Source organism: Staphylococcus sp. MB377, from assembly GCF_001922505.1.
GTDB classification, from domain to species: Bacteria; Bacillota; Bacilli; order Staphylococcales; family Staphylococcaceae; genus Staphylococcus; species Staphylococcus haemolyticus.
Genome location: NZ_MAON01000044.1, coordinates 80,847 through 96,999 on the forward strand (window position 1 = coordinate 80,847; position 16,153 = coordinate 96,999).

The 16,153-nt window shown below is 32.5% G+C and carries 8 protein-coding genes and 2 pseudogenes; 3 read left to right on the forward strand and 7 right to left on the reverse strand.

Features of this window, described 5'->3' with window-relative positions; all coding sequences use genetic code 11:
• Window positions 1–38: 38 nt before the first annotated feature.
• From addA to BB045_RS08975, 6 genes and pseudogenes are all read right to left on the reverse strand, one after another.
• On the reverse strand, window positions 39–3,716 hold the full coding sequence (gene addA, locus BB045_RS08950; RefSeq protein ID WP_070581490.1) for a helicase-exonuclease AddAB subunit AddA: 3,678 nt from the start codon (window positions 3,714–3,716) through the stop codon (window positions 39–41).
• Window positions 3,709–7,197: a helicase-exonuclease AddAB subunit AddB gene (gene addB / locus BB045_RS08955; RefSeq protein ID WP_070581491.1), complete on the reverse strand. Its 3,489-nt coding sequence runs from the start codon at window positions 7,195–7,197 to the stop codon at window positions 3,709–3,711. Before addB ends, addA begins: the two co-directional genes overlap by 8 nt.
• A gap of 162 nt (window positions 7,198–7,359) precedes the next feature.
• Entirely contained in the window at window positions 7,360–7,932 is a 573-nt protein-coding gene (lepB, locus tag BB045_RS08960) for a signal peptidase I (RefSeq protein ID WP_070581492.1), read from the reverse strand.
• 14 nt (window positions 7,933–7,946) lie between these two features.
• Entirely contained in the window at window positions 7,947–8,471 is a 525-nt protein-coding gene (gene lepB / locus BB045_RS08965; protein ID WP_070581493.1) for a signal peptidase I, read from the reverse strand.
• 4 nt (window positions 8,472–8,475) lie between these two features.
• Window positions 8,476–9,048: pseudogene (locus tag BB045_RS08970) on the reverse strand (TVP38/TMEM64 family protein).
• Between the two features lie 229 nt (window positions 9,049–9,277).
• Entirely contained in the window at window positions 9,278–10,609 is a 1,332-nt protein-coding gene (locus BB045_RS08975; RefSeq protein WP_037549027.1) for a glucose-6-phosphate isomerase, read from the reverse strand.
• 332 nt (window positions 10,610–10,941) lie between these two features.
• Between BB045_RS08975 and BB045_RS08980 the strand changes: the two genes are divergently transcribed.
• From BB045_RS08980 to BB045_RS08990, 3 genes and pseudogenes are all read left to right on the forward strand, one after another.
• Window positions 10,942–12,144 (forward strand): argininosuccinate synthase, encoded by a 1,203-nt coding sequence (locus tag BB045_RS08980; RefSeq protein WP_075140689.1) that lies wholly within the window; start codon window positions 10,942–10,944, stop codon window positions 12,142–12,144.
• Entirely contained in the window at window positions 12,137–13,519 is a 1,383-nt protein-coding gene (gene argH / locus BB045_RS08985) for an argininosuccinate lyase (protein ID WP_075140690.1), read from the forward strand. Before BB045_RS08980 ends, argH begins: the two co-directional genes overlap by 8 nt.
• A 187-nt stretch (window positions 13,520–13,706) precedes the next feature.
• Window positions 13,707–14,669 (forward strand): annotated as a pseudogene (locus BB045_RS08990) (glycerophosphodiester phosphodiesterase).
• 151 nt (window positions 14,670–14,820) lie between these two features.
• Here BB045_RS08990 and BB045_RS08995 read toward each other — a convergent pair.
• Window positions 14,821–16,065, reverse strand: coding sequence for a Glu/Leu/Phe/Val family dehydrogenase (locus BB045_RS08995; protein ID WP_070581497.1), 1,245 nt, complete (start codon window positions 16,063–16,065; stop codon window positions 14,821–14,823).
• Between the last annotated feature and the right edge of the window lie 88 nt (window positions 16,066–16,153).

The window sequence follows — 16,153 nt, forward strand, 5'->3', positions numbered from 1 at the left end:
AATTTAATACACACTTCATTCATTGGATTAAAAATCTATTAAACATCTTCTTCAATACTCATTTGACCAAATTGGAAGAAATAAAGGTAACCGTATACTTTAGAATTTAAAATCGTTTCTAATGTATTTTTATAATATTTCATTTGAATTTTGTACTTATCACGAAGTTGTATACCTACCTCTTCGTCTGTCATACCTCTACGCTTATTAAATGCATCTGTTTTATAATCTACAAAGTAATATTGACCGTCCTTTAAAAATATTAAATCAATCATACCTTGAATAATTGACACATCTTCATCTAATTCAGGCATTTCGTCTACACGCGCTTGATTTACGACAAATGGTAACTCTCTATAAACTTTGTCAGCTTTTGTAATAGTCATATACAAGTCACTTCTAATAAAATTCATAACTGCTTCAAATTGAATATCTTTTTTTGCATCTTCTTCAATAATATGCTTTTCAATTAATTCATTAATATAGTCATTCAATTCTGTTTCAGTCATACGAGTTTCTTTAAATGGTAGATGTTGCATAACTGTATGCATTAAAGTACCAATTTCATTTGCTTTACGTTTTTTATTTTCACGTAAAAACTTAGGTCTCTCATAAGTTGATACACCTATACGGTATTGTCTTACCCTTTCGTAACTTGTACCACTTTCTTCTGTTTCTAATTGACGCTTTAATTCTGAAACAGACTGTTTAGATGGTTTCTCCGTATTTTTTAAAAAAGGATATTTAAATGATAATTGATCATTAATTTGTTGCTTTAATGTATCATCATGCGAGCCTTCTACTTCTAAATCTGAAACATCGCGACTTTCTTGTTCTGATTCACTGTCCTCAATCGAAAGTTCTTCAAATTGTGCAATTTTAATATCTACAGTAGGACGCAGACTCTCATCTAAATTATCAATGGATTTCTCAAACTGATACTCTGGTAATAAAGATGTAGATTGGTATTTAGCCAAAATACTATATATTAAATCAAAAGGTCGATCTGCTGATAACCGTTTATGCAATGCAATTTGATTACCTGAAATTGGCAATCGCTCAAGTTTTTCTAATGTTTCTTCCTTATCAATAGTACCAATAAGAATGAGTTGCTCTTTCGCTCGCGTTAAAGCTACATACATTAATCGCATTTCTTCAGAAACAAGTTCTTTTTCAGTAATTGATTTAATGACAACTGACGATAATGACGGATAGGTTACATTTCGCTCTAAATCAAAATAATCAATACCTAGACCATATTTTTGATTTAAGATGAGTGGTTTACGTAAGTCGCCTTTATTAAAATTCTTTGAAAGTCCCGAATAAATAACATATGGGAACTCTAGACCTTTACTACTGTGAACTGTCATCATACGTACCACATTATCATTAGGACCTATAACATTCTCTTCACCAAAGTCTTTGTTGCGTTCTATTAGTTCGTCAATAAATCTAATAAATTGATACAGCCCTCTAAAACTTGAATTTTCAAATTCTACTGCTTTATTAAACAATCCATATAGATTTGCGCGTCTACCTTTACCACCAATAAGACCACTAAAATATTGAATAACGTAATGATCATTATAGAACTTATCAATTAATTGATACACAGGATGAGATTGACTATATTCTTGATACATGTTTATATCATCCATAAAATGTTCTAATTTCTCAACTAACGTTGGGTTCGCTTCTTGATCTTTCATATAATGCAATATGGATTGATAGAAATAATCATCGTTCATACTTTGAACTCGAATGGTTGCTAATTCATCTTCCGTAAATTGGTATATAACCGATCTCATCAATCCTACTAAATATATATCTTGTAAAGGATTATCAACGGTTCTTAAAAATGATAAGACGAGACGTACTTCAGTTTGTTCAAAGTACCCTTCCTTACTATTTACATGGAACGGAATATTATAGTCTTTAAATACTTGTTGTAAATTGCGCGCATTTTTCAACCCTCTTTCAAGTATGACGATATCTTTGAAAGTAGCTTGTCTATAAGTTTCTGACTTCATATCATAAACTTGTTTATGTTCAATAATATATTTAACTTGCTCAGCAATATAGCGAGCTTCTTGTTCTGACTTTTCTAAATCATTATCGCTACTTTTATCTTGAATTAATGCATGTAGTTCGAGAGGCATAGATTTATCAGAATATTTAGTAGCACCAAAATAAAGTCTCGCATCAGCATCGTACTCAATTTCACCTACTTCTTCATCCATCATATGGTCAAATAAGTAATTTGTTGTGGCGAGTACTTCATTACGTGAACGGAAATTCTTAGATAAATCGATACGTAACCCTGATTGATTGCCATCTTTTGTGAAACGATGATATTTATCCATAAATAGCGTTGGATCAGCTTGTCTAAATTTATAGATAGATTGTTTAACGTCCCCTACCATGAATAAATTTCCATTAGATTCGTCACCACGTTTAATTTTAGATATGATTGCTTCTTGTACTTGGTTAGTATCTTGGTATTCATCTACTAAAATCTCTTCAAATTGTGATCGATATTCTTTCGCAATTGACGAAGCATTGCCCTCTTGGTCAGTTAATATTTGTAGAGCGAAGTGTTCATAATCAGAAAAATCCAGTACATTGCGACTACGTTTTTTTTCAGCAAAGTCATTAATAATATCCTTAACGATTTGTACAAGGTATTGAATTCTAGGAGCCAAACGTTTCATATCTACTTTTAAATCTTCATAAGAACGCATTAGATACTTATTTTTTACTTCCGATAATAGTTTTTTATAATCATCATAAAAATCTTTAGCGTTTGTTAAAAACTGAGAACTTATACCTTCATCTTCATTCGTATCTTTTAATTTTTTAGTTATTGTAGGCAATTTTTCAGAGGTATAATTGATGATTTCTTCAAAATTTATCACATTACCCTCAATCATTTTTTCGCATTTATATTTTTCTAGTTTGATAACATCTAAATGCTTTTCCGCTTCTATACAATTCAGAAAGTTATTTTCCGCTTCTAACAAAGTATGATATGCAGCTTTGATATAAATTTTCGATAATCTTTCTAATTCGTCTAGATATAATTTATGTTTATTATCGTCCGTGTAAATTTCAACTAAAGAATCCAACCACTCGAACGGTGAAGGATTGGCTATACTGAAATTATAGAAACGTTTTAACAAATCTCTAAAATTATCATCATTGCGATCACTTGATAATTGTTCTACTAAAGTAAGAAATTCAATATCCGGTGTATCATAATGTTTTTCTAAAACTTCATCAATAGACTGTTCAAGTAACAGCACATTCTCTACATCACTAATTGTGCGGAAATTAGGATCCAAATCAATGACATCATAATGCTGTTGAATAATCTTTAAACAGAAGCTATGTAATGTCGAAATTTGTGCTTGATGAATTTTAATGCGTTGATTCTTTAAATGTTCATTTCTAGGATCTTCTATTGACGCTTGTTGAATGCGCTGATCAACACGATGCTTCATTTCTCTCGCACTTAAATTAGTAAATGTAACAACGAGTAACTTATCAACATCTATTTCATCTCTAATAATTTTTTGAATAATTCTTTCTACTAATACAGCAGTTTTACCAGACCCTGCTGCTGCTGCTACTAATACATCTTGACCATTAGCGTATATACTCTTCCACTGTGCATCTGTCCATTGAGCATCTTTAGGTTTGATGGGGATGTTATTCATTATGATCACCGCTTTCTAACTCGACATCTTGTATTGCTTTGATAGGATCTATAGTTTCATCTACATGGCGATAATGTTTACTATCAATAATAGTATCCACATGGCACACTGATTTAAAATTACAAAATTGGCATGGTAATTGGTCATCGAATTTAAGTGGTGCAACTTCGGTATGACCTTCCATAATATTTGTAGCAGTCTTTATAAAGTTATCTTTATTATGTTTGATAAATTTATAAATTGTTGTTTCATCAGCAACACTGCTCCCCCTACTTCCAATACTTCCATCTTTCTTCAGGCTAACTGGAACAATGTCGGATTTACCAATTTCTTCTAAACGAATATCCAATGCGTCTACTACATCCATATCGCTATTAACTAAGCCACGTAATTTATATTCTTTTAAAAATGCTTGTTCAAGTTTGTCCTGTGTTAAAGCATCATCTTCCAATTCTCCCCAATCTTTAAAACTGAGACGTTCATCATGTACATGGAAATACAATAGGCCACCTGGTTTAATTTCGTTAGATAATCCCAGACGTTGGGCATTTTGCAAAGCAATATCCATATAAGTCATCATTTGCATTTGTTTACCATAATAAACCTTCTTTAAATCTAATTTCGCACTGGGATTAGATGACTTATAATCAATAATATTAATGTAGCTCTTATCATCTTTAGTGTAAGCATCTATACGATCAATTTGTCCTCGTATATTAACTGGAATGCCTTGTTTTGTAATTAATGGTTGCGCAATCAGTTCTTCATTGTTGTTCGGTTTCTTTCTAAACCCTGCTTCGAAACGTTGTGGTTTGAACTTTGTATTTTTATTTTGATAGCGTAATGCTTTCAAAGTACTTTCGACAATGACACCAATTCGTTTTGACACATACCGATAGTATGCATTTGAATCCATGAGATTGAATTGGACTTGAGGTAAAACATTCTCTAAAGCTTCAACAGTTAAAGCATGTATCTTCTTATTATCAAGATTTTTAAAGTCTCCATCTACCTTATCCGAAATATACTTCAATGCTGTATGGAAAATATTTCCTAAATCAAAATTTTCAAGCTTATATTTCGTTCGCTCATTTAACCTTAAACCATGATTAACATAATGTTTAAACGGACAATCATTATACCCTTCAAATCTAGATACACTTGCGTTAATTGTTGAACCATATAAAGATGCAGCCAATGGTTCATCTAATTTCACTGTTTCGTTGTCATATGTCAACGCAGTTAATAGGTACTCTAAACCATTATTCAATTTGTCATTATCACGCATGACTTGATAAGCATCAACCCATACATCAGCAACCATCTCTGCCTCTAGCCAAGATTTTAAAGATTCGAATAAGACGACTTTAGTTTGATGTGGATGCTCCATTAACGATAAAGGTTGTGCATTATGTTGATAATGAATATTCGTTACATCTAATCCATTGAACAACCCTTGTATTTGGTCAATAAATGGACTTTTTTCTTTATCCTCACCTTGTGCACCCATTAAACTATATGAAAATGTAACTTGTTCACTGCCTCGTGTCATTGCAATATAACAAACAAACGCTTCATCCATTTGTAAGATATCTGATGTAGGACTTAATTCAACTTGTGCTTGTTGTTCAAACACTTTCTTTTCTTCATCAGTTATAAGACTAGAAGAAGAAACCGGTTGCGGCATAGCACCATCGTTCATTCCAACCATATAAATATGCTTTTTATTGTCTACTTTCGCTAAGTCCATTGTCCCTATACTCACTTGATCGAGGGTTTGAGGAATCATTACAAATTCTAATTGTTCTAAACCAATATCAAATACCTCTAAAAAGCGTTTAAGAGTCATTTCTTCATTATCAAATACAGTGACTAAATCATCTAAAATTTGAATAAGACCATTCCAAATTTGATCTATTTCTTCAGCTTCTTCATGACGACCATCGACGTCTAATTGGTCACGGTGAGTCATTAAATATTTAGGTAAATCAAATGCCTCCATTGTCTCATAGAAAGCTGTCGCAAAACCTCTCACATTTTCTGCTTCGTTCATTGCTTTTTCAAAAGTTAATATTTTATCAATAATATCATTCTTTAAATGAACTACTTGCTCGAAATCTTCTCGTTCTTCAGTAGTTAATTTATGTTCTTTACGTCCCATTTTCGTAAAGTTATCAATACTAAACAGTTTTTCATCAAGCCAACGTTTGCCATAAACACCACGTTCAACGACAAAGTTTTCTAATAAATCAATTAAATATGCACTATCCTTAAAGTGATTAGATAGAATATTGGTTTTAATTAAACGCATCATAGGACTAATATTCCAGTTTGTTTGAATAACTTCCAAAAGTGAGCGTACCATTTCCATGATCGGATGATGTGTCATTGATCTTTTAGTGTCGATATTAAATGGAATATCATACTGTGGAAGAACAGAGTCAAATAAATATGCATAAGAGTCATCACGATACAAGATAGCAATGTCTTGATATCTATATTGTTTATCACGTGTATCTTTAATAATTTGGCGAGCTACTTCATTAACTTCTTCACGTATACTTGAGGATTCTAAAATATTAATATTACCATCGTAAGCGATAGGATTAATTTGCAATGCGTCAAATTGTTGTTCCAGTTGTATTAAATCTTTATTGTTAAAACGATATTGTTGTTTAAAGAATTGTTGTTGTAATTCTATGTTTAAATCATTGGCAATTTCCTTTAGATGCGTTAATACCTCTGATGGTTTTCTAAATAAACTAAATGGATCTTCATTACCATCAGTTGTTAAAAGAACAGTAACTTTTTTGGCGCTTTGAACGAGTGCTTTAATAATTTGATACTCCAATGTAGAGAAGTTGTGGAATCCATCTATGTATACCTCTGCTCTTTTAATCCATTCTGATTGACTTAAAATATTAATAAAATGATTTAAACTATCCTCTGAAGTAATAAATTCGCCATTTATGCGTTCCTCAAAATACTGATAAATAAGCGATATATCTTCTAATTTATGTCTAGTTCTCGTCTTCAAGTCATTATCTTGCAAAAATGTATGTAAATGTTCTGGCGTAACAGAATATTTCTTAAAATCTTGAATTTGTTCACTTAACTTCTCACTAAAACCATAATAATTTACTTGTGATTGATATAGTTTTAATTCCGATTGATGTTGTTGAACTAAATCATAAATCATCATCTCGGTAGCCGCTTGCGTTAGTCGTTCTTCAGTTAATCCTCCAACCTCTTGAAAAACTCTATAACTTAAGCGTTCAAAGTGAAGCACTTCAGTTCTTAGACTTCCATTCAATTCTTTATCATTAACAAATGCTTGTTCTAATTGAAAAGTACTCTGTGTTGGTGCTATTAAAACAATTGGATCACCTAGAGGATCCTCTTTCATTTGTTGCTTAATATTATCAATCATATGATGAGATTTGCCTGTCCCTGCCCTGCCAATGTATGCGTTCAACTCCATTATTTCCACACTCCTTTGATCTTATTTTAACATAGAACATACGTTCTTAAAAATGTTTTGTTAGATCGAAATTTTGAACAAAAAAAGACTGGCGGAACCTCTATGAACATTCCATTACCAGTCTTGCTATGTTAAAAATTAATTCATTAATACTAATTTTTCTTATTTTTCATTATCTGGATTAAAGTTAAACTTGAATTCACTAAACGGCCAAAATCTAAATGATACTTTACCAACAACTTGATCTTTATCAATTAAACCAAACGCCCTACTATCCTTACTGACTTCTCTGTTATCACCTAAAACTAAGTATTTACCTCTTGGTATGATATTTGATTTAGGATTTGCATTTAGTAAATCTTTAGTTTCAAATGAACCCGTAATATATTCACCTTGTTTACGTTTTTCATTGTAATCAAGATAAGGTTCATTTATCTTTTTGCCATTAACATATAATTTATCATTTTTATAAATAACGTTATCGCCAGGTACACCAATGACACGTTTAACATAATCGTCTTGTTGATTCGCATGAAATACGATTACATTACCTTTTTTTATGTCTCCAACTTTATATCCTAGAATGTTAACCATGACGTGTTCACCATCTTTTAGTGTCGGATCCATTGAATCGCCTTTTATAGTATATGATTTAGCTACGAAGTTGACCATTACCCATACAAGTAATAAACCTACCGCTATGGCAACAATCCATTCAACTATTTCTTTCTTCAATTTTAACACCTCATCTACTTATTAAACTGATAGGTAAATTCTTTAAATGGATAATACTTTAAACTAACATCTCCTACAATATGGTCCTTATCTATTAATCCATATGTTCTTGAATCACGTTGTTTATCACCATTATCATTTAAAATAAAATATGAATTTGGCGGAATAATATCACCATCAGAATCATGTAAATCTCTTATTGCAAAATTATTAATATCTCTATTTTTAGCATAAAATTTATTAACTTGTCTATCATCTCTATACAATTTACCGTTTCTAACTTCAATTGATTCACCAGGCTTGCCGACCAATCTACCAAAGTGTAATTGATTTTTATGTCGATACATGATAATATCTCCGTCTTTCAACATGTTAAAGGTAACTTTAATTTTATTAATAATGACACGGTCACCTTTATTCAAAGTTGGTGACATATCATCAGTTTGAACTACAGCACCTTTAACTAAGAACATTTGTATAAACATGACAAACAGACAAGCAAATAGGAATGCTACAATCCAACTTGTCACTCTACGCACCTTGTCACTCCTTGTCCGAACCCATGAAATAGCCCTCGACTTTCTTACCAATAAACCATAACGCTATAGTAACTATTAATACCATTATTGCTCTAACAGGATGTGTGAAAAATGAGCTTACACTTTTTCCCATAATCGCCAAAAATGTAATAGAAATTAACTTAGATATAAGTAAAATTATAAAATAATATTTGCCTCTAATATGAGAGAAACTTGCCACAAAATTAACTAGTGTATTGGGTGTAAACGGAAAACACATTAATATAAATATTGGTACTAAGCCCTGTCTATCTATAAAATGAATTAGGCGTTCAACCGATCGTCTTGATTTAATCCGTTTCATAAAGTTAGCATTAACAAATTTTCTACAGAAAAAGAACACTGTATAAGTACCTGCTACAACACCTAACCAACTAATGATTGTACCTGCTATAAAGCCGTACGCATGAACACATAAAATAACATACAATGTTAAAGGAAGTACTGGCACAATGGCTCTAAAAAATAAAATAATAAATCCAGCTAGATAACCAAAACTTTGTAATAAATCAAATCATTGTTCAATTTGATGAAACATAGTTACATCAAATCCTTCCTATTGGATTAACAGTTATTATTTCATAGAAATATTGTACACTGTTTCATTTATAAATCTACCTATATAACAATAAATCAGTCACAGGTAGTAGTTAGAACTTATTCCTTAGCTTTAATATAAAGGTATATAATAGAAAAGTCGATACGGAATTTGATCCATATCGACTTTGTAAGACATATTTAATTGACGCTATTGAATGACTAGAGAATTATAAACGCTCTTCTAATTCTTTCTTCTTATCTTCAAATCCAGGTTTACCTAATAATGCAAACATGTTTTGTTTATAGGCTTCCACTCCAGGTTGGTTAAATGGATTAACGCCTAATTGATATCCACTCATTGCACACGCTAATTCAAAGAAGTATACAACATAACCAAATGTTTCTTCGTCTAAGCGTGGAATATTCACAACAACATTAGGAACGCCACCATCAGTGTGAGCTAATAGTGTACCTTCAAATGCTTTAGTATTAACTTCATCAATTGTTTTACCTGCTAAGTAATTTAATCCATCTAAATCATCACTATCTTCTTCAATTGTAATATCGTGTTTAGGGTTGTTTACTTTTACAACTGTTTCAAATAAGAAACGACGTCCTTCTTGGACATATTGACCTAATGAATGTAAGTCAGTTGTATAGTTTGCACTAGATGGATATATACCTTTAAAGTCTTTACCTTCAGACTCACCATATAATTGTTTCCACCACTCATTGAAATATTGCATTGACGGTTCATAATTAATCAACATTTCAGTAGTGTAGCCTTTGCTATATAAAATATTACGGATTGTCGCATATTGATAAGCAATATTTTCATCTAATTTATCTGATGATAATTCTTTACGCGCTTTGTTTGCACCAATCATGATTGATTCAATATTTATGCCAGCTGTTGCAATCGGTAATAGACCCACAGCAGTTAATACAGAATAACGACCACCAACATCATCTGGTACTACAAACGTTTCATAACCTTCATTATCTGCTAATTGTTTTAATGCGCCTTTTGCTTTATCTGTAGTAGCAAAGATACGTTTTTTAGCTTCTGCTTTTCCATACTTATCTTCAACTAATTGTTTAAATAGTCTAAATGCTACTGCTGGTTCTGTAGTTGTACCAGATTTAGAAATAACATTTACTGAAAAATCTTTATCTGATAAGTAGTCTACTAATTCTTTAGTGTACGTTGATGATAAATGATTACCCACGAATACAATTTCAGGGTATTCCTTTGAATTGCGGAATGATGAAGTTAACATTTCAATAGCAGCACGTGCACCTAAATATGAGCCTCCAATACCAATTACTACTAATACGTCTGAATTAGATTTTATACGTTTTGATGCTTCCACAATTCTTGAAAATTCTTTCTTATCATAGTCTTCCGGAAGATTCACCCAACCTAAGAAATCACTACCTGCACCAGTACCTTCGTGAATCGTTTTATGAATTGTTTTAACGATATCTTGTTGTTGATCAATTTCATGTTGACCAAAGAATTCCAATGCTTTTCCATAATCTAATTGAATATGAGTCATTTTATAAAAGCCTCCTGTATATCTTTGTTGATTTAATTTTACTAACTTTAAGCCTGCTATTCAATTGACATGACTGACTATTCGAATATTTTCAAATTAATTCAACAATTTTAAGACATTTTTAATAATTTTAAAATGAATAATTTCTAAATAAAATAATACTTATATTTCTATATCAATATGTAACATATCCTTTAATACAATTGAGATGTTGATAAAAAAGACATTTTCAAATTTTTGTATATTTATGTAAAAAAATGGTTTTATTTTCATTTGATATCTGTTAGTATAAATTTATATCAATTTTCAGAAAAATTATGAGGTGAATTTTAATGAAAGAGAAAATCGTATTAGCATATTCAGGTGGATTAGATACAAGTGTAGCCGTTAAATGGCTTATAGATAAAGGCTATGATGTCGTAGCTGTATGTTTAGATGTTGGTGAAGGTAAAGATTTAGATGTTGTATATTCTAAAGCACTAGATATGGGTGCAGTTGAGTGTCATATTATTGATGCTACTAAAGAATTTAGTGATGACTTTGTAAGTTATGCAATCAAAGGTAACTTAATGTATGAAAATAGTTATCCACTCGTTTCAGCTTTATCTCGTCCACTTATCGCTAAGAAATTAGTTGAGATTGCTGAACAAACTAATTCTGTCGGTATCGCGCATGGTTGTACTGGTAAAGGTAATGACCAAGTTCGTTTCGAAGTTGCTATTAAAGCATTAAACCCTAACCTAAAAGCATTTGCGCCAGTAAGAGAATGGGGTTGGAGTCGTGAAGAAGAAATTGATTATGCCATTAAACACAATATCCCCGTTGGCATCAATCACGATTCTCCTTATTCAATTGATCAAAACTTATGGGGTAGAGCAAATGAGTGTGGTATTTTAGAAGATCCGTATGCTGCCCCTCCAAAAGACGCTTATGATTTGACTGCAGAGTTAGAAGATACACCAGATACACCTGATGAAATTATCCTTTCATTTAAAAACGGTGTTCCAGTTCAATTAAATCATCAAGATTATGACTTAGATCAATTAATATTAACTTTGAATGAACTAGCTGGAAAACACGGAATTGGACGTATCGACCATGTAGAAAATCGTCTAGTTGGTATTAAATCTCGTGAAATATATGAAACTCCTGGTGCAGAAGTAATATTAAAAGCACATAAAGCACTTGAAACATTAACGTTAACTAAAGATGTAGCTCATTTCAAACCAGTGATTGAAAAACAATTTGCTGAACAAACTTATAATGGTTTATGGTTCTCACCATTAACTGATAGCTTAAAATTATTCATTGATAGCACGCAACAATATGTTGAAGGTGATGTTAGAATTAAATTATTTAAAGGTAATGCCATTGTTAATGGAAGAAAATCTCCATACACGCTATATGATGAAAAATTAGCAACATACACTAAAGAAGATGCATTCAATCAATCAGCAGCAGTAGGTTTCATCGATATTTATGGTTTACCTACTCAAGTAAATGCATATCTTCATGGAGGTTATAGTAATGAGTAGTAAAGCATGGGGTGGCCGTTTTCAACAACAGCCGGAAGATTGGGTAGATGAATTTAATGCTTCCATAGATTTCGACCAAACATTGTTGGATGAAGATGTCCAAGGTAGTATTGCACATGCTACCATGTTAGCTAATCAAAATATCATTTCACAAGATGATAAAGACGCAATCATTAATGGCTTAAAAGAGATTCAACAAGACTTTCATAATGGGAAGCTTGCGTTTAAAAAATCGCTTGAAGATATTCATTTAAACATTGAACATGAACTCATTCAACGTGTCGGTGACGCTGGAGGTAAGTTGCATACGGGTCGTAGTAGAAATGACCAAGTGGCTACTGACTTGCATTTATACGTAAAAAAAGAAGTACTTGAAATTCAAGACCTTATTCGTTCATTCCAAACATCCATTCTTAAACTAGCTCAATCACATGTGGATACAATCATGCCAGGATATACACACTTACAACGTGCTCAACCGATTTCTTTTGCACACCATGTTATGACATATTTCTGGATGCTAGAAAGAGACTATTCACGTTTCATTGATAGTATGAAACGTATTGATATTTCACCATTGGGTGCAGCTGCATTAAGTGGTACAACACACCCTATCGATAGACACGAAACGCAACAATTATTAGAATTTAGTTCAGTTTATGAGAATAGTTTAGATGCAGTGAGTGATCGTGATTACATTATTGAAACTTTGCATAATATTTCATTAACTATGATTCATTTATCACGTTTTGCTGAAGAAATTATTTTTTGGTCTACGGATGAAGCGAAATTCATTACCCTATCTGATGCTTTCTCTACAGGTTCATCTATTATGCCTCAGAAGAAGAATCCAGATATGGCAGAACTTATTCGTGGTAAAGTAGGACGTGCTACAGGACATTTAATGAGCATGCTTGTAACATTAAAAGGGTTGCCACTTGCATATAATAAAGACTTACAAGAAGATAAAGAAGGTTTATTTGATTCAGTACGTACTATAAAAGGTTCACTACGAATTTTTGAAGGTATGTTAGATACAATGACTGTTAATACAGACCGTTTAAACGAAACTGTGCATCAAGACTTTTCAAATGCAACGGAATTAGCTGATTATTTAGTAGCTAAAGATGTACCATTTAGAAAGGCACACGAAATTGTTGGTGAAATTGTCTTTGAGTGCATTCAACAAGGTATCTATTTATTAGATGTACCTCTTGAACATTACAAAGAATTAAATTCAAATATTGATCAAGATGTTTATGATTATCTTAAACCGGAAAACTGTCTTAGCCGAAGAAAAAGTTATGGTTCAACAGGCCAAGACGCAGTACGTCATCAACTTAAAGTTGCTGAAAAATTATTAAATAACGATTAATTTTAGAGGTTGGGTATGGGCTAACGAATTCTGAATGAATTCTATCCATTCCCAACCCTTTTGTTAAATATATTGAGTTAACATTAAGTATATAATAGTTATTTAAAGCTTCTGCAAATTCACTTTCTTACACAAAATTGCTCTGATAGATTTTAATTATATATTTAACTATGAAAGGATGAGTTTGTTGAAAGCAAGTAATAAAGGTATCATTTCATGTTTAACAGTAGCCAGTTTGAGTCTAGCGATTATACATACGCCCGTTGAAGCAAGTGGTGGTGAATCATCAAACACTACAACTACGAATCTAACTAATGCATCTAAAAATCAAAACAACCTTACTAATTGGTCAAGAAATTTAACAGGAGAGCGCCATACTACTATTGCACATCGTGGTGCTAGTGGCTATGCACCAGAGCATACTTTTGCAGCGTACGATAAAAGTCATAACGAATTAGGTGCCTCATATATTGAAATAGATTAACAACGCACTAAAGATGGTCATTTAGTTGCAATGCATGACGAAACAGTTGATCGTACAACAAACGGCTCAGGTCGTGTCGAGGACTATACATTAGCTGAATTAAAGAAATTAGATGCAGGTTCATCATTTAATGAACAAAATCCTCAATTAGCCAAAGATAGTTATAAAGGGGCTACAGTGCCAACGTTAGACGAGATATTGTCACGTTATGGTACAAATGCAAATTATTATATTGAAACTAAGCAACCCGATGTGTATCCAGGTATGGAACAGCAACTGCTAGACACACTAAACCGACATAACATGCTTACTTCAAATTCTCTAGAAAATGGACATGTCCTGGTACAATCATTTTCAGAAGCTAGCTTATTAAAAATGCATCAATTAAATTCAAATGTGCCATTAATACGCCTATTGGACAAAGGTGAATTAGCTCAACAAAGTGAAACAGATTTACAACGTATTCATTCTTATGCAATTGGCGTCGGTCCTGAATATAGTGATTTAAATGCACAAAATACAGCTCATTTAAAAGATTTAGGTTTCCTCGTACATCCATTTACCGTGAATGAAACTGCCGATATGCAGCGCTTGAACCAATACGGTGTTGATGGTGTGTTTACGAATTATGCTGATCAATATAAAGCAATAAGTTCACAAAAGTAAGTAAAAATTTTAATACATTCAGCTACTGCGAATTTGCAAAATAGCATCATTATATAATGTAAGTCCCAGGCTCTTGAATCAAAACAAAAACGCTATAACTTGTTTCACTCCCATAACAAGCTATAGCGTTTATTTATGTTTATATATCGGTTTATGCCCAACCACGGTAGCGAGCTGCTTCTGCAGTACGTTTAATACCTATAATATAAGCTGCTAGTCTCATGTCAATTTTTCTATTTTGTGCTAATTCGTATATTGAATCAAAAGCATCTACTAATTTTTCACGTAATTTATCGTTAACTTCCTCTTCAGACCAATAATAACCTTGGTTATTTTGCACCCATTCGAAGTATGAAACTGTTACACCACCAGCACTTGCTAGTACGTCTGGTACCAATAAGATACCGCGTTCAGTTAAAATTCGTGTAGCTTCAGGTGTAGTAGGTCCATTTGCCGCTTCAACAACAATATCGGCTTTAATATCATTCGCATTATCTTCAGTGATTTGGTTAGAAATCGCAGCTGGTACTAGAATGTCACAATCTAACTCGAACAATTCTTTGTTAGAAATTGTGTTATCGAATAAGTTTGTAACTGTACCGAAACTATCACGACGATCTAATAAATAATCGATATCTAAACCTTCTGGATCATGTAATGCACCATAAGCATCAGAAATTCCTACGACTTTTGCACCCATGTCATATAAGAATTTAGCTAAGAAACTACCTGCGTTACCAAACCCTTGGATAACTACGCGAGAACCTTTGATTTCCTTACCACGACGTTTAGCTGCTTGTTCAATAGCAATCACTACGCCCAATGCAGTTGAACGATCGCGTCCTTGTGAACCACCTAATACGATAGGTTTACCTGTAATAAAACCAGGTGAGTTAAATTTATCCAAAGCACTATATTCATCCATCATCCAAGCCATAATTTGAGAGTTAGTAAATACGTCTGGTGCTGGAATATCTTTAGTAGGACCAACGAATTGAGAAATTGCACGTACATATCCACGAGATAAACGTTCAACTTCATGAATACTCATTTGACGTGGGTCACATACGATACCACCTTTACCACCACCGTATGGTAAATTAACAATACCGCATTTCAAAGTCATCCACATAGATAATGCTTTAACTTCTTCTTCATCTACTTCAGGGTGGAAACGGACCCCACCTTTAGTTGGACCAACAGCATCGTTATGTTGAGCACGATAACCTGTAAATGTTTTAACAGTACCGTCATCCATGCGTACTGGGATACGAACTTGTAAAAATCTTAATGGTTCTTTGATTAAATCATACATACCATCGTCAAATCCCAATTTGTGTAAAGCTTCTTTAATGATACTTTGTGTCGAAGTCACTAAATTATTATTCTCAGTCATAATCACTTTCGCCTCTTTTTAACAAATGATTTCGCTTTCATACATATTGTAACACATGTCTTTGCTTTTTAAAGGGTTTTCAAAATGA